14 protein-coding genes are annotated in these 14,200 nt (G+C 67.9%); 8 read left to right on the plus strand and 6 right to left on the minus strand.

Going from position 1 to position 14,200, the window contains the following annotated elements:
- The first annotated feature begins 100 nt into the window (after nucleotides 1–100).
- The 4 genes from DKT77_RS09675 (at nucleotide 101) to lpxK (ending at nucleotide 5,210) form a co-directional block, all read left to right on the plus strand.
- Complete coding sequence (locus DKT77_RS09675) at nucleotides 101–2,443, plus strand: tetratricopeptide repeat protein (protein ID WP_238547778.1); 2,343 nt, start codon at nucleotides 101–103, stop codon at nucleotides 2,441–2,443.
- Between the two features lie 204 nt (nucleotides 2,444–2,647).
- On the plus strand, nucleotides 2,648–2,884 hold the full coding sequence (locus DKT77_RS09680) for a DUF4170 domain-containing protein (protein ID WP_109811495.1): 237 nt from the start codon (nucleotides 2,648–2,650) through the stop codon (nucleotides 2,882–2,884).
- Between the two features lie 8 nt (nucleotides 2,885–2,892).
- Nucleotides 2,893–4,191 (plus strand): 3-deoxy-D-manno-octulosonic acid transferase, encoded by a 1,299-nt coding sequence (locus DKT77_RS09685; protein WP_109811496.1) that lies wholly within the window; start codon nucleotides 2,893–2,895, stop codon nucleotides 4,189–4,191.
- Nucleotides 4,191–5,210: a tetraacyldisaccharide 4'-kinase gene (gene lpxK, locus DKT77_RS09690; RefSeq protein ID WP_109811497.1), complete on the plus strand. Its 1,020-nt coding sequence runs from the start codon at nucleotides 4,191–4,193 to the stop codon at nucleotides 5,208–5,210. Before DKT77_RS09685 ends, lpxK begins: the two co-directional genes overlap by 1 nt.
- An 11-nt stretch (nucleotides 5,211–5,221) precedes the next feature.
- Here the strand turns inward: lpxK and DKT77_RS09695 are convergent, their stop codons facing one another.
- Together DKT77_RS09695 and DKT77_RS09700 are read right to left on the minus strand one after the other, a co-directional pair.
- A complete protein-coding gene (locus DKT77_RS09695; protein WP_109811498.1) occupies nucleotides 5,222–5,848 on the minus strand; it encodes a DsbA family protein in 627 nt (208 codons plus the stop codon).
- A gap of 13 nt (nucleotides 5,849–5,861) precedes the next feature.
- The gene (locus DKT77_RS09700) at nucleotides 5,862–6,386 is read right to left on the minus strand and encodes a DUF721 domain-containing protein (protein WP_109811499.1); all 525 of its coding nucleotides are present in this window, start codon (nucleotides 6,384–6,386) and stop codon (nucleotides 5,862–5,864) included.
- A gap of 80 nt (nucleotides 6,387–6,466) precedes the next feature.
- Between DKT77_RS09700 and mutY the strand changes: the two genes are divergently transcribed.
- On the plus strand, nucleotides 6,467–7,525 hold the full coding sequence (gene mutY / locus DKT77_RS09705; protein ID WP_109811500.1) for an A/G-specific adenine glycosylase: 1,059 nt from the start codon (nucleotides 6,467–6,469) through the stop codon (nucleotides 7,523–7,525).
- 21 nt (nucleotides 7,526–7,546) lie between these two features.
- Here the strand turns inward: mutY and DKT77_RS09710 are convergent, their stop codons facing one another.
- The 3 genes from DKT77_RS09710 to DKT77_RS09720 form a co-directional block, all read right to left on the minus strand.
- Complete coding sequence (locus DKT77_RS09710) at nucleotides 7,547–8,482, minus strand: pirin family protein (protein ID WP_109811501.1); 936 nt, start codon at nucleotides 8,480–8,482, stop codon at nucleotides 7,547–7,549.
- A gap of 36 nt (nucleotides 8,483–8,518) precedes the next feature.
- Nucleotides 8,519–8,821, minus strand: a complete 303-nt coding sequence (locus tag DKT77_RS09715; RefSeq protein ID WP_109811502.1) for a GNAT family N-acetyltransferase — start codon at nucleotides 8,819–8,821, stop codon at nucleotides 8,519–8,521.
- A 95-nt stretch (nucleotides 8,822–8,916) separates the two neighbouring features.
- Nucleotides 8,917–10,353 carry an aldehyde dehydrogenase family protein gene (locus DKT77_RS09720; RefSeq protein ID WP_238547779.1) on the minus strand — a complete coding sequence of 479 codons (1,437 nt, stop codon included), beginning with the start codon at nucleotides 10,351–10,353 and terminating at the stop codon, nucleotides 8,917–8,919.
- Between the two features lie 148 nt (nucleotides 10,354–10,501).
- Here DKT77_RS09720 and serB point away from each other — a divergent pair, with 148 nt between their 5' ends.
- Complete coding sequence (gene serB, locus DKT77_RS09725; protein WP_109811504.1) at nucleotides 10,502–11,377, plus strand: phosphoserine phosphatase SerB; 876 nt, start codon at nucleotides 10,502–10,504, stop codon at nucleotides 11,375–11,377.
- A gap of 151 nt (nucleotides 11,378–11,528) precedes the next feature.
- On the plus strand, nucleotides 11,529–12,059 hold the full coding sequence (locus DKT77_RS09730) for an invasion associated locus B family protein (RefSeq protein WP_109811505.1): 531 nt from the start codon (nucleotides 11,529–11,531) through the stop codon (nucleotides 12,057–12,059).
- A 61-nt stretch (nucleotides 12,060–12,120) separates the two neighbouring features.
- Here DKT77_RS09730 and DKT77_RS09735 read toward each other — a convergent pair whose 3' ends face one another.
- Nucleotides 12,121–12,792, minus strand: a complete 672-nt coding sequence (locus DKT77_RS09735) for a hypothetical protein (RefSeq protein ID WP_109811506.1) — start codon at nucleotides 12,790–12,792, stop codon at nucleotides 12,121–12,123.
- 193 nt (nucleotides 12,793–12,985) lie between these two features.
- Between DKT77_RS09735 and rlmN the strand changes: the two genes are divergently transcribed.
- Nucleotides 12,986–14,170: a dual-specificity RNA methyltransferase RlmN gene (gene rlmN, locus DKT77_RS09740; RefSeq protein WP_109811507.1), complete on the plus strand. Its 1,185-nt coding sequence runs from the start codon at nucleotides 12,986–12,988 to the stop codon at nucleotides 14,168–14,170.
- Nucleotides 14,171–14,200: the final 30 nt, after the last annotated feature.

Raw genomic sequence — 14,200 nt, forward strand, 5'->3', positions numbered from 1 at the left:
ACCGCACCGGACCCGTCCCGCTCGCTTGACCGCGTCCCGTCTTGCCGCCACCGTGGCGCAGATTGATTAACCGATTGCAAAGCCCGGCAGGACGCCTTCGATGCCCGTTTCACTCCCTGCTGCCGCTGCCTGCGTCAATCTCTGTGTCGGCCTGTCCGCACTCGCCAACGCCACGGGCCTGAGCCTCATCGAAGTGCAACGCTTCCTTGGCTGCATCCAAGATGCAAAGACCCTCGCGCGCGCAGTCAGCACATTGGGCCTTGGCGAACTACCCAACCAACTCGCCAGACAGGCCCAACAGCGTGCCGCCGATCTTGAAGCTGCGCCCGAGTTTTCGGGCCACGCCAAGGACTGCGTCATCTACTTCGAACAAGTCATCGGCCATTGCGATTTCTCTTCGCAATCCTTCGTTGGGCTGCGCACCGATGCCACCGCAATCGTCGAAGCGATGCGCGAACACATCGCGCAAACAGCGCCAAAAGGCATCCGCGCCTATTTCGCCGATCCAAATACGCTTCCGGCCCGCTTCTTCGTGGATCTCACGCAATCGGTTATCGACGCCCTGCTGAAGAACCCCAAGTTCCAGCCGCTTCTGGAATACGACCGGTGGCGCGTGGCCTTTGCACTTCTCGACGCGATCAAGGATGACACCGGCGCGATCCGAGAGGACACCGGCCAAATTCTGTCCCTGATGGGCGAACTCGCCCAGAAGATCGACAAGGTGGACAACACCACCACGGCACGGGCCGAAGGGGTATCGGACCGCGCCCTCTTTCGGCTCGTCCGCCCCATCGCCGAACATGTCGAGGATCGGGACGAAGCCCTGCTCGCGCTCAAGGAAGCGGTGGACATCGCCGCGCGCGTGCAGGCCGAAGGCCGCCACGGCTCCAACCTTGGCGGTCTCATTGATGACGTGCTGTCCCGCGTCACCGCCCTGTCGGCAGAGGGCGCCTATACCGCCGCCATCTCCGAACTCGACGAAGCGTTGCAGCGGGAAGAGGCGGAAAGCCAGGCCCGCACTCTGCGCCTGCTGAACGCCGCCATCGACCAGCACCTGCTGGCCTTCGACGCAGACGGCGCCGCCACCAAACTCGCCCGCCGCGTCACGCTCGAAACCACCGATCCCGCCGCGCGCTTCGGCGTCCTGCGCGGCGAGCAAGACGTCTGGTACGAACGCGGCCGCGACAAGGGCCTGCGCCTTGACCTGGACGTATCCATCGCCCTCGCCCGGATCACCCGTCACGCCGCGCAAGGCGCCGACCAGCGCGGCGCGGCCCTCAACGACCTCGGACTCGCGCTCCAGACCCTCGGGGAACGGGAGGCCGGAACCGACCGGCTGGAACAGGCCGTCACCGCCTATCACGCGGCGCTGGAGGAATTCCCCCGTGACAGCGTCCCGCTCGACTGGGCCATGACGCAGATGAATCTCGGCAACGCGCTCCAGACCCTCGGTAAGCGGGAGGCCGGGACCGACCGGCTGGAACAGGCCGTCACCGCCTATCGCGCGGCACTGGAGGAATGGACCCGCGACCGCGTGCCGCTCGACTGGGCCATGACGCAAAATAACCTCGGCAATGCGCTCCTGAACCTCGGGAAGCGGGCGGCGGGAACGGACAGGCTGGAAGCGGCCGTCACCGCCTATCGCGCCGCGTTGGAGGTGCGCACCCGCGACAGCAATCCGCTCGACTGGGCCACGAAGCAGATGAACCTCGGAAACGCGCTCACGACCCTCGGGGAACGGGAGGCCGGGACCGACCGGCTGGAGGAGGCCGTCGCCGCCTATCGCGCCGCGTTGGAGGAACGCACCCGCGACCGCGTACCGCTCCAATGGGCCATGACGCAGATGAACCTCGGCAACGCGCTCACGACCCTCGGGCGACGGGAGGCCGGGACCGACCGGCTGGAGGAGGCCGTCACCGCCTATCGCGCGGCGCTGGAGGAATGCACCCGCGATCGCGTGCCGCTCGACTGGGCCATGACGCAGATGAACCTCGGCACTGCGCTCAAGGCCCTCGGGGAACGGGAGGCCGGCACCGACCGGCTGGAAGAGGCCGTCGCCGCCTACCGCGCCGCGCTGGAGGAACGCACCCGCGACCGCGTGCCGCTCGACTGGGCCATGACGCAGATGAACCTCGGCAACGCGCTCCGGGCCCTCGGGGAACGGGAGGCCGGGATTGACCGGCTGGAGGAGGCAGTCAGCGCCCATCGCGAGGCGCTGGAGGAATACACCCGCGAGCGCGTGCCGCTCGACTGGGCCATGACGCAGGGCAATCTCTGCAACGTCCATTTCGCCTTCTTCGACAAGACTGGCGATCCCGCCCGGCTCGACGCGGCGCAGACGGCGCTCGACGGCGCGCGGGAGGTCTTCGCGCAGGCGGGGGCAAGCCAGTATCTCGCCGTGGCCGACCGGCAACAGGCCGCCATCGACGCCCGCCGCGGCTGACCCGGCCTCCGCGATCTGTGCAGCCCTGCACAGCGCGCAGAGGCACGGGTACGGCCCGGGCGGCGCTGCGCGAGTCATATCGGACTCACATGAAAGTCATATGCGACTCATACGCCCCGTTCAGGCCCCCGGCGCCGCTTCCTTGACCCTTTGCCGCAAATGCACAATGGTCGCCGCATCGCCGCCAAACGAAAGGTCACGCCCATGCCCCAGCGCCTTCACCTTGTCTTCGGGGGGGAACTCGTGGACCCCTCCAAGACCACGTTCAAGAACGTGGATGACATTGATATCATTGGGATGTTTCCCGATTATGCCTCCGCGCACGAGGCCTGGAAAGACGCCGCGCACCGCACCGTGGACGATGCGCATATGCGCTACTTCATCGCCCATGTCCACCGGCTGCACGAAGACGAGCAGACGGACGCGGAAAACGAAGCGTAATCAAGGGGATGGGCCGCAGCCTCGCGCTCTGGGCCTACCTGTCCCTGACCGCCCGCGCCGCCGCGGCGGGCCGCAGGCGGCTGGCCCGCAGGCTGGCCGAGGGCAAGGAAGACCCGGCCCGGCTTGACGAACGGCAGGGCCTTGCCGGCCTGTCCCGCCCGGACGGTCCGCTGGTCTGGTTCCACGCGGCTTCTGTCGGGGAAAGCCTTTCATTGCTGGAGGTTATCCGCCGCCTGACCGATGCGGACCCGGCCCTGAACGTGCTGGTGACGACCGGCACCGTGACCTCGTCCGAGTTGCTGGTGCAGCGGCTTCCGCCTCGCGCGGTGCACCAGTTCATCCCGCTCGACATCGCGCCCTTTGTGCGCCGCTTCCTCGATCACTGGCGCCCCGACCTCGCTGTGTGGACCGAAAGCGAATTGTGGCCGACTCTGATCGTGCAGACCCATGCCCGCGATATCCCGCTGCTGCTGCTCAACGCCCGCATGTCCGACCGCAGCGCGCAGCGCTGGCGCCGCTTTCTGCCCGGCGCCGCCCGTTCCCTGCTGCGCCGTTTCCACGCCGTGCAGGCACAGGACCGCGCCACCGGGCAGGCTCTGATGCGGCTGGGCCTGCCGCGCGACCGGCTGGAGGTGACCGGCACCCTGAAGGAGGGGATGCCGCCGCTTGACTGCGACGAGTCCGACCGCGCGCGGTTCACCAAGATGCTGTGCGGTAGGCCGGTCTGGGCCGCCGCCTCCACGCATCCGGGCGAGGACGAGATCGTTGCCGAGGCCCATGCCGCCGCAGCCCGAGGCGTGCTTCGCCTGCTATGCATCCTCGTGCCGCGCCATCCTGACCGCGGCGACGCCATCGCCGCCATGCTGCGCGCCCGCGGCCTGACCGTCGCGCAGCGATCCAGGGGGGAGGAACCCGGACCGAACACCGCGATCTTCCTTGCCGACACGATGGGAGAACTGGGCTTGTGGTACCGGCTGGCGCCGCTCAGTTTCGTGGGTGGCTCACTCGTGCCGATCGGGGGGCACAACCCGTTCGAACCGGCGGCGCTTGGTTCGGCGATCCTGCACGGCCCGCACGTGACCAACTTCGCGGATGTCTACGATCGGCTGGGCGCGGCGGGGGGCGCGCGGCTGGTGACCAGTGCCGCGACCCTTGCCGCCGCCGTGTCGGACCTGTCGCAGCCCGACCGCCGCGCGCCGATGGCCTTCGCCGCGTGGGAGTTCGGGTCCGCCGGTGCCGAGGTCACGGACAAGGCCATCGCGCTGATCCGCGATACGCTGGCCACCGCGCAGACCGGCTCGCGCTGATGCAGCCGCCGCGTTTCTGGCTCAATCCACCGGAGCAGCCCGGCCTTGCCGCACACATGCTGTCGCCGCTCGGGGCGCTCTATGCGGCTGGCACGGCGCGGCGGCTGGCACACGGGCCGGGCTGGCAGCCGGGTATTCCGGTGATATGCGCGGGCAACCTGAACGCGGGCGGTACCGGCAAAACCCCCACCGTGATCGCGCTGCTCGAACGCCTGCGGGACCGGGGGATTGCGCCTTGGGTCCTATCGCGCGGGCACGGCGGGCGGTTGCAGGGACCCGTCCGCGTGGACCCGGCGCGCCACAACTCTGCCGATGTCGGCGACGAGCCGCTTCTGCTGGCCGCGTTCGGCCCGGTCGTCGTCGCGCGCGACCGTGCGGCGGGGGCGCGACTGGCCCGCGACGGGGGCGCGCAGGCCATCGTGATGGATGACGGCTTTCAGAACCCCGCGCTGGCGCAGGATCTGTCGATCGTCGTGGTCGACGCTGCCAGCGGTTTCGGTAACGGACGGGTGATTCCGGCGGGGCCGCTCCGCGAACCCGTCTCCGTGGGCCTTGCCCGCGCGGACCTTGTGCTGAGCATCGGCGAGGCCGAGGCGCAGGCGAAGTTCACGGACCGCTGGGGTGCCGTGCTGCCCTGCCCGCGCGCCTGTGCCGCGCTTGCGCCGCTGCAGACAGGTATGGACTGGACGGGCCTGCGCGCGCTGGCCTTCGCCGGGATCGGCATGCCCGAGAAGTTCTTCGCCACCCTGCGCGGGCTGGGCGCCGAGGTGGTGCAGGCGGTGCCCCTCTCGGACCATCAGGCGCTGAGCCCCGCGCTGCTGGCGCGCCTTGGAAAGGATGCGCGCGCGCAGGGGCTGCAACTTGTCACGACGGAAAAGGACGCTGTTCGTCTGCCGGCCGATCTGCGTTCGCAGGTGCTGACTCTGCCGGTGCGGTTGACCAGCACCGACTGGGGGCCGCTGGACGCGGCGGTGGACCGGGCGCTTGGCGCCGATCCGGCCGATCCCCCCGGCCGGTAGCGCGACGCGGATCAGCTGCCGTCGGCGAGCTTCTCGTCCAGAAGCGCCGAGAAGTCTGCATAGGACATGTTGGAATGCTTCTCGCCGTCGATGATGAAGGAGGGCGTGCCCTCGATCCCGTCGCGTTCGGCGTTCTGCTGGTACCACGCCACAAGGGTCTGGGCCTTCTCGCCGTCGGACAGGCAGGCATCGAGCTGCGTGTCGGTCAGTCCGGCGCTGAGCCCGATCCGGCGCAGGTTCGCGGCCACTTCGGCCGGATCTCCGCCCTTGGTCCATTCGCGCTGGCGTTCGTAGATCTGGTCGGCCACGCCGAAATACCGCATCTCGCCGCCACAGCGCGCGACCATGCCGGCCCACAGGCCGTAGCGGTCGAAATACACCTCGCGATGCACGAAGCGGATCTTTCCGGTGTCGATGTAATTGCGCTTCAGGTCCGGAAAGACCTCGTCATGGAAAGTGGCGCAGTGCGGGCAGGTGAACGACGCGTATTCGATCACGGTCACCGGCGCGTCGGCCTGGCCGAGCGCCATGTCGGCAATGGTGCTTGTGTCCACCTCCTGCGCGGGGGCGGCCAGTGGGGCCAGCGACAGCGCGGCGGCGACAAGCGCCGGCAGGACGGGGGCGAAAAGGTTGCGCATCGGAAAGTCTCCTTCAGGTGTTTCTGGACATCACGCGCGCGCCCAGACCGGCCAGCGCGGCGCGCAGGGCCGGGTCGGTGACATCCTGCGCAAGGTCGGCTGCGGTCTGTGTGGCCTGCGGCGACGGGGCGGCAGGACGGGGCGGAGCGGCATCGAATGGGGTCTGGCCTTCGGCAAAGCCCGACTCGGCCGTCTGGGTGACGCGGATCCGCGCCACCGCGTTGTAGCCATAGCAGGCGTTGACCCGGTCGCGGATCGCGGGAAGCTGCGCCTGCACCATCGGCCCGGCGGCCCCCCGCGCCAGCAGGGTCAGCGTGGCGCCGAGCCCGCCCTTGCCATAGCCGATCCTCACCGGACGGCACAGGCGTGCGATCTCGGGCCCGGCGACCTCGGCCCAGTGGGTCAGCAGGCGGCTGACGGCGAAGCCGCGCGCCTCGCCCGCCTTGCGGATCTGTGGTTGCACCAGCCCGCCGGCGCGGGCAAAGCCCTTGGCGCGGCGCTGGGGCCGGGGGGACGTGCTGGATGCAGGTTTTGCCATGACCTCGTGCCTTCGGCTTTGCCGCACCCTATCTGACAGGTCTGCGGGAACCAGTGAAATGTTGAACGGGGGATTAAAACTTGCGTGATCTTGCCGAGGCGGCCCCGGCGCTGCTGCTGGACTGGTACGACCGCCATGCGCGCGATCTGCCCTGGCGTGTGCCCCCCGCGCAGGCCCTGCGCGGTGTGCGGCCAGACCCATATCGCGTCTGGCTGTCGGAGGTCATGTTACAGCAAACCACCGTTGCGGCCGTGCGCGCCTATTTCGCAGCCTTCACGACGCGCTGGCCAACGGTGCAGGCGCTGGCCGCCGCGCCGGATGCCGAGGTGATGGGCGAATGGGCCGGGCTTGGCTACTACGCCCGCGCGCGGAACCTGCTGAAATGTGCGCGGGTGGTGAGCGATGACCACGGCGGGGTCTTTCCCGATACGGCGGACGGGCTGCGCACCCTGCCCGGCATCGGTTCCTACACCGCCGCCGCGATCGCCGCGATCGCGTTCGACCGGCCCGCCGTAGTGGTGGATGGCAATGTGGAACGGGTGATGGCGCGGCTGTTCGACGTCCACACGCCGCTTCCGGCCGCCAAGCCCGAACTGACCGCGAAGGCCGCCGCGCTGACCCCGGCGGAGCGGCCGGGATGCCACGCACAGGCTGTTATGGACCTTGGCGCGACGGTGTGTACGCCGCGCAGCCCGGCCTGCGGGATCTGCCCGCTGATGGCGCATTGTGCCGGACGGGCCGCAGGCACCGCACCAGATCTCCCGCGCAAGACGCAGAAGCAACCCAAACCGGTTCGCGTCGGCCTTGCCTATCTCGCACGGCGCAGCGACGGCGCATGGCTTCTGGAGACGCGTCCCGACAAGGGGTTGCTGGGCGGGATGCTCGGCTGGCCCGGAGGCGACTGGGCCGAAACGCCGCAGGCCGCCCCCCCGCCCGTAGAGGCAGACTGGCGCGACCTGCCCGGCGAGGTGCGGCACACCTTCACCCATTTCCACCTGCGGCTCGCACTGCGTGTGGCCGACGTCGGCATGGACGCGCAGCCCGTCCGCGGCCACTTCGTACCGGCAGCGCAGTTCCGCCCCGCTGATCTGCCAACGGTGATGCGCAAGGCGTTCGACATGGCACGCGGCGCGTTCTAGGGCGCGCCACGCCGGGGCCGATCAGTCCGGGGCCGGAATGAACTCGGCATCGTCGCCCGGCGGCAACCGGAAGCGGCCATGCGCCCAGTCCCCAGCCTTCCACGCCTCCTTCGCGGCGTCGATCCGGTCGCGGGACGAGGCCACGAAGTTCCACCAGATGTGCCGCGGCCCGCCAAGCGTGGCTCCGCCCAGCAGCATCAGCCGGGCCCCACGCGCCCCGGCAGTCAGCCCAAGCGCGTCACCGGGACGGAACACCATCATCTGGCCCGGCTCGAAGGTCTGCCCCGCAACGGTGATGCTGCCTTCCACCACATAGACGCCGCGGTCCTCGTGATTGTCGGGCAGCGGAATGGCCGCACCCGGCTCGAGCGCCGCGTCGGCATAGAACATCTCGGTGAAGGTCTGCACCGGGGCACGTTCGCCCCAGGCATCCCCGAGGATCAGGCGCACCGTCTTGCCCTCGCCCTCCAGCACCGGCAGCGCGTCCTTCGGCTGATGTTCGAAACTGGCCGGGGCATCTTCGGCCGACTCGGGCAGGGCGACCCAGGTCTGGATGCCGAACAGGCTGGACGGTTTGGCGCGCGTGGCCGCGCTGGTGCGTTCGGAATGCGTGACGCCGTGCCCCGCGACCATCCAGTTCACCGCGCCGGGATAGATCATCTGGTTCGTCCCAAGACTGTCACGGTGCTGGAACTCTCCCTTGAACAGGTAGGTCACCGTCCCGAGCCCGATATGCGGATGCGGGCGCACGTCGATGCCCTGTGCGGTCAGAAACTCGACCGGACCCATCTGGTCGAAGAAGATGAACGGACCGACCATCTGTCGCTTGGGCGCAGGCAAAGCGCGGCGAACCTCGAAGCCGCCAAGGTCGCGGGCGCGCGGGATGATCAGTGTTTCTATGGCATCCGCTTCGGCGCCTGTGGGGCAGTGCGGGTCTATGGCGGGATTCCAGCTCATGATCTGTCCTTTCGGGATGGCGGTGTGAAGGTTGGGTCAACGAGCAAGCACATCATGCCAGTCCGGATGGCGGCGGAACTGCGCCGCCGCATACGGACAAAGCGGTGTGATCTTCAGTCCGGCGGCACGCGCGTCGGCCACGGCACGCGCGACCAGCGCTATACCGACGCCCAGCCCGCGATAGGCATCCGGCACCTCGGTATGGTCGATGATGATCTGCGATGTGCCGAGCTTGGAGAAGGTCAACTCCGCCTCGGGTCCGCCTGCGCCGTCGTCATAGGCATAGCGCCCCTTACTGTCGGTATCCTCGCGCCGGATGCGGCTGTCGAAATCGGTCATGGCGGTCCCTTTCGCTGATGGGACCGAAGATAAGCGCGCGGGCGCGCACCGCCTATCGGCGCTTTTTCCGCGCGACGTGTGCGAAAATGCGAGAATCAGGAAGTAAGCGAGGGGATCTGCGCGCCAGAGATCGACTTGATCTCCTGGAAGGCGCGGATGCCCCACAGCCCCGCCTCGCGCCCGGTGCCGGATGCCTTTACGCCGCCGAAGGGTGCACCCGGCACACGGCTTTGGCCGTTCACCTGCACCATGCCGACCCGCAGCGACCGTGCAACCCGGTCGGCGCGCACAGGGTCTGTTGTCTGGATATAGCCGGCCAGCCCGTAGGGCGTATCGTTGGCCAGCGCAACCGCCTCGTCCTCGGTGTCGAAAGGGGTCATGGTCAGCACCGGGCCGAAGATCTCTTCCCGGAACACGCGCATCTGCGGCGTCACGTCGGCCAGCACGCTGGGCCGGGTGAAAAACCCGCGCGCAAAACCCGGCGCCCGGCCGGGACCGCCCGCGACAAGGCGCGCGCCTTCGGCGAGTCCACTACCCAGAAGCCCCTGCACATGGGCGAACTGCGCCGCGCTGACCTGCGGGCCGACATGATCGCCTGACAGATCCGGCGGGCCGACCGGCGTGTCCGCCGCAAGCGCCGCCGCAAGCGCCACGGCGTCATCGTATACCTCGCGCGCGACCAGCATCCGCGCGGCGGCGTTGCAAGACTGCCCGTTGTTGCGGAAGCAATGTGCCAGCCCCTGCCGGATCGCGGTGGGCAGGTCGCAGTCGGCGAATAGCAGGTTCGGCGACTTGCCCCCCATTTCAAGGATCGTGCGGCGGAACCCGACGGCGGCAGCCGCCGCGATGGCCTGCCCCGCGCGCGTCGATCCGGTGAAGGAGATCACCTCCACCCTCTGATCGGCCACCAGCGCGGCACCCGTGGCGGCTCCGCCGGTCAGCAGGTTGAACGCGCCGTCCGGCAGGCCCGCATCTTCCATGCAGAGCGCGAAAAGCATCGCCGTGTCGGTACCCAGTTCCGACGGCTTGAGCACCATCGGGCAGCCTGCCAGCAGCGCAGCGCCCGCTTTCAGCACCACCTGGTTCAGCGGCCAGTTCCACGGCGTGATAAGCGCGGCGATTCCGGCAGGTTCATAGCGCACTCGGTCTCCGGGCCGGTCCGGCGCGACCGGCGCATCATCGGGCGCGGCGATGAAGGACGCACGCATCGCGGCAAGGTGATCCAGCGCGGCCCCCACCTGCCCGCGCCGGGCGAAGTCGATGGGCGCGCCGATCTCGTGGCTGATGGCCTGCGCGAAGGATTCCGCCCGCGCGCCGATCGCCTCTACCAGCCGGTCCAGCGCGGCGAGGCGGCGGTCGGGTGTGGACGCCTGCCAGCCCGATTGCTGGGCCGCCGCGACCGCACGGGCAACCTGTTCTGGCGATGCCGCGATCACCGGCGGCCGGGACTCTTCCGTCGCCGGATCGCAGCGCGCCAGCGGCGCGCCTTGCGCGGTCTGCCACGCCCCGCCGATGAGCAGTCGATGTGGCACGGCGGGATCGTTCGGCATCGGGGACCTTTCTCACGGAAACCCACTTGTGAGGGCTTTGCGGGGCCGGGTCAATCGACCCACTGGCATAGCGCGGCGGGGCATGGTTTACCGCGCGCGATAGCGAACAGGCCCAAGGACCAGACCCGAGATGTATGCCGCGACCCTTCTGACCAGCCCCGCCGCGCCTGCCCTAGACCGCGAGACGGTCGAAAGCCTGCGCAACGCCTGGGGCGGCGGAGAAGCGCAATGGCTGGCAGTTGGCGAAGCGGCGGAATTCGCGTTGCCCACGCGTCCCGGCAATTTCGAGGATGTCTGGCAGTCGCTGCAGGAGCGTGGCATCGATCTGGCGCTGCAGCCCGCCGAAGGGCGCGCCAAGCGGATGCTGCTGGCCGACATGGACAGCACGATGATCCGGCAGGAATGCATCGACGAGCTGGCCGACGTGGCAGGCGTCGGTGCACATGTGAAGGCGATCACCGCCCGCGCCATGAACGGCGAGCTAGATTTCGAGGCGGCACTGCGCGAACGCGTGGCGCTTCTGAAGGGGCTGGACGTGTCAGTGATCGACCACGTCCTGGAGGAACGGATCACCCACATGCCCGGCGGGCGCATTCTGATCGCCACGATGAAGGCGCATGGCGGGCACGCCGCGCTGGTGTCGGGCGGGTTCACCGCCTTTACCGCCGCCGTCGCCGCCGCGCTGGGGTTCGACGAGCACAGGGCCAACACGCTGCTGCATGAAAACGAGCGCCTGACCGGGGAGGTCGCCGACCCGATCCTCGGCCGCGAAGCAAAGGTCGCCGCACTGCGCGAGATCACGGCCCGGCTTGGCATTGCACCCGCTGACGTGATCGCGGTGGGCGACGGGGCCAACGACCTTGGGATGCTCGCGCTGGCGGGTTCGGGTGTCGCGCTGCACGCAAAACCCTCGGTCGCGGCGCAGGTCGATCTGCGCATCAACCACGGCGATCTGACAGCGCTGTTGTATCTTCAGGGCTACGCGCGGGCTGATTTCGTGGATTGAGCGCGTTCACGATCCCGATTGCGCCCGGGTTTGCCCTTTCGCCGCCCTGCCGGTTTGCGATACAATGGAAGCGAGGTTTTCGTCATGTGCAACGGCCGGGACAACCGGCGCAGCATGACCCCAAGGCAGTTATCCGGAGGCTCGGCGCGACATGAAACGCACGCTCACCACAGGTATTCTTGCAGGTTTGGCATTCGCCTTCGCGGGCCTGTCCACGCAGGCGCAGGACACCGCGAACAGGGTCGCGGCCAACACGGACTGGAGCATCTTCGTCGAGGATTCTCCGAAGCAGTGCTGGGTCGTGTCCGCGCCGAAAAAAACCGTCAACACCCAAGATGGGCGCGTCGTGGCCGTACGCCGGGGCGACATTTACATGTTCGTGTCGTTCTGGCCTGAGAGCGAACAGCTGGGCGAGGTGTCCTTCATGGGCGGCTATCCCTTCGCCGACGGGTCCACTGTGTCGCTTACGGTGGGCGACAGCGATTTCGAGCTGTTCACCGATGGCGAACTGGCCTGGGCCGCCTCCCCCGAGGATGACCGCCGCATCGCCACCGCCATGAAGCGCGGCGTGGAGGCGGTGGTCGTTGGCCGGTCGTCGCGCGGGACGACGACGACCGACACGTTTTCGCTGATGGGCTTCACAGCGGCCTACGAGGATGCGCAAAAGCGCTGCGGTGAGTGACCTGACGCCATAGAAAAGGGGGCGGCCAAGCCGCCCCCTGCATTGCCGATCACGGCGCGGATCAAGCCTTGCGGCGCGCCCGGACGAGGCCGAGCAGACCCAGGCCAGCCGCAGCAAGCGGAAGGGCTGCCGGAACCGGAACCGGGGATGGGTCGAGCGAATTGACTGTCGTGTTGAAGTTGTCGAAGGCGATCCCGATTTGGCGCGTCCCGCCCGTGGTGGTTCCGGTGATCTCGATTTGCGAAATCAGCGCCGACAGCCCGCTGAAGCCGATCCGCGTGGCGACCGCATCGCCCGCGAGCGGGCTGTTGCCGTCAACCATCTGGGTTTCAAGCACGTTGCCGCTGGAATCCCGCGCGATGAAGGTGAATTCTTCCAGATTGGAACCCGACCCGTCGATATCGGCCACGTCGAACGACGCGGCGGAAGCGCCGACAGTGTAGTCGATGACAAGCGATGTGACCGTGCCGAAGTCGGAGGTCAGGAAATAGTCGCCGAAGATTCCGTTCACTGCAGGCGTGTCGTTCGGAACGAAGCCGTCGACCGGTCCGCCCACATCGACGATGAAAAGGCCGTTGGCACTGCTGAAGGTGACGCCAAAGGCCGACTCGAACTCGGTGCCGGTAATCGCGGTATTGCTGCCGGTGAACCCGGTCTCGAAATCGAGAAGGGCCGCCTGCGCGCTGCCAACGCTGAATGCGAGCATCGCCGCTGTGGAAATGTATCTGATCATGAACTCGGTATCCTTAAGTTTGGTACATCAGCCTTGTTGATAGGTGCCCGATCCAAGCGCGCATTTCGACACATTCCCGAAGACGAAGTTAACGTCGTGGCCGCGCGAGACCGCCGAACACAGGGTGTTTTCACGCGGGCCGTGTTGCTGTATGCAGCGAGGCTTGATGCCGACAGACAGATGCGAGTGCCCGATGTCCGCGCCGACGCCCACCACGACACCGATCACGCAGGACGTTCTGACGTTCCCGCGCAAGCTGCCCGAAACGGACCGGCTGAACCTTGTCGGCCTGACCCGCGCCGCACTGCGCGACGCACTGGTCGCGGCAGGCACGCCCGAGCGGCAGTCGAAGATGCGCACCGACCAGTTGTGGCAATGGATCTACCAGAAGGGCGTGCGCGAGTTCGACGCGATGACCAACCTTGCCAAGCCGTTCCGTGCGCTGCTGGCGGATCATTTCACCATTGAGCTTCCACAGGTCGTACGCCGCGAGGTCAGCAGCGATGGCACACGCAAGTACCTTGTGCGCATCGCGGGCGGGCACGAGGTCGAAACGGTCTACATTCCCGAGGAAGATCGCGGCACGCTGTGCATCTCCAGCCAGGTGGGCTGCACGCTGACCTGTTCGTTCTGCCACACCGGGACACAGCGGCTGGTGCGGAACCTGACCCCCGGCGAGATTGTGGGCCAGATCATGCTGGCGCGCGACGATCTTGGCGAATGGCCCGCACCGGGTCGCAACCCGAAGGACGAAACCCGGCTGCTGTCGAACATCGTCCTTATGGGCATGGGCGAACCACTTTACAATTTCGACGCCGTGCGCGACGCGATGAAGATCGCGATGGACCCCGAAGGCATCAGCCTGTCGCGGCGGCGCATCACCTTGTCCACCAGCGGCGTGGTGCCCGAGATCGCGCGCACTGCCGAAGAGATCGGTTGCCTGCTGGCGGTGTCGTTTCATGCCACCACGGACGAGGTGCGCGACCAACTTGTTCCGATCAACAAGAAGTGGAACATCGCAACCCTTCTGGACGCGCTGCGCAGTTACCCGAAGCTGAGCAATTCGGAACGCATCACCTTTGAATACGTGATGCTGCACGGTGTGAACGACAGCGACGACGATGCCCGGCGACTGGTCAGACTGATCGAGGGGATTCCGGCCAAGATCAACCTGATCCCGTTCAACGAATGGCCCGGTGCGCCCTACCGCCGGTCCAGCAACAACCGCATCCGCGCCTTTGCCGACATCATCTACAAGGCCGGTTACGCCAGCCCGATCCGCACCCCCCGCGGAGAGGATATCATGGCGGCTTGCGGGCAGCTGAAATCGGAAAGCGAACGCTCCCGCAACGCACGCCGGGCCCCTCCGGCGGAGTGATCGCGCGGAGCTCCACCGCGTCGCTCCGGT

It is taken from the genome of Meridianimarinicoccus roseus (assembly GCF_003172915.1).
Lineage (GTDB): Bacteria > Pseudomonadota > Alphaproteobacteria > Rhodobacterales > Rhodobacteraceae > Meridianimarinicoccus > Meridianimarinicoccus roseus.

Coding starts and splice junctions, on each gene's coding strand:
- DKT77_RS09675 (WP_238547778.1), top strand. CDS start 101: ATGCCCGTTTCACTCCCTGCTGCCGCTGCCTGCGTCAATCTCTGTGTC.
- DKT77_RS09680 (WP_109811495.1), top strand. CDS start 2,648: ATGCCCCAGCGCCTTCACCTTGTCTTCGGGGGGGAACTCGTGGACCCC.
- DKT77_RS09685 (WP_109811496.1), top strand. CDS start 2,893: ATGGGCCGCAGCCTCGCGCTCTGGGCCTACCTGTCCCTGACCGCCCGC.
- lpxK (WP_109811497.1), top strand. CDS start 4,191: ATGCAGCCGCCGCGTTTCTGGCTCAATCCACCGGAGCAGCCCGGCCTT.
- DKT77_RS09695 (WP_109811498.1), bottom strand. CDS start 5,848: ATGCGCAACCTTTTCGCCCCCGTCCTGCCGGCGCTTGTCGCCGCCGCG.
- DKT77_RS09700 (WP_109811499.1), bottom strand. CDS start 6,386: ATGGCAAAACCTGCATCCAGCACGTCCCCCCGGCCCCAGCGCCGCGCC.
- DKT77_RS09710 (WP_109811501.1), bottom strand. CDS start 8,482: ATGAGCTGGAATCCCGCCATAGACCCGCACTGCCCCACAGGCGCCGAA.
- DKT77_RS09715 (WP_109811502.1), bottom strand. CDS start 8,821: ATGACCGATTTCGACAGCCGCATCCGGCGCGAGGATACCGACAGTAAG.
- serB (WP_109811504.1), top strand. CDS start 10,502: ATGTATGCCGCGACCCTTCTGACCAGCCCCGCCGCGCCTGCCCTAGAC.
- DKT77_RS09730 (WP_109811505.1), top strand. CDS start 11,529: ATGAAACGCACGCTCACCACAGGTATTCTTGCAGGTTTGGCATTCGCC.
- DKT77_RS09735 (WP_109811506.1), bottom strand. CDS start 12,792: ATGATCAGATACATTTCCACAGCGGCGATGCTCGCATTCAGCGTTGGC.
- rlmN (WP_109811507.1), top strand. CDS start 12,986: ATGTCCGCGCCGACGCCCACCACGACACCGATCACGCAGGACGTTCTG.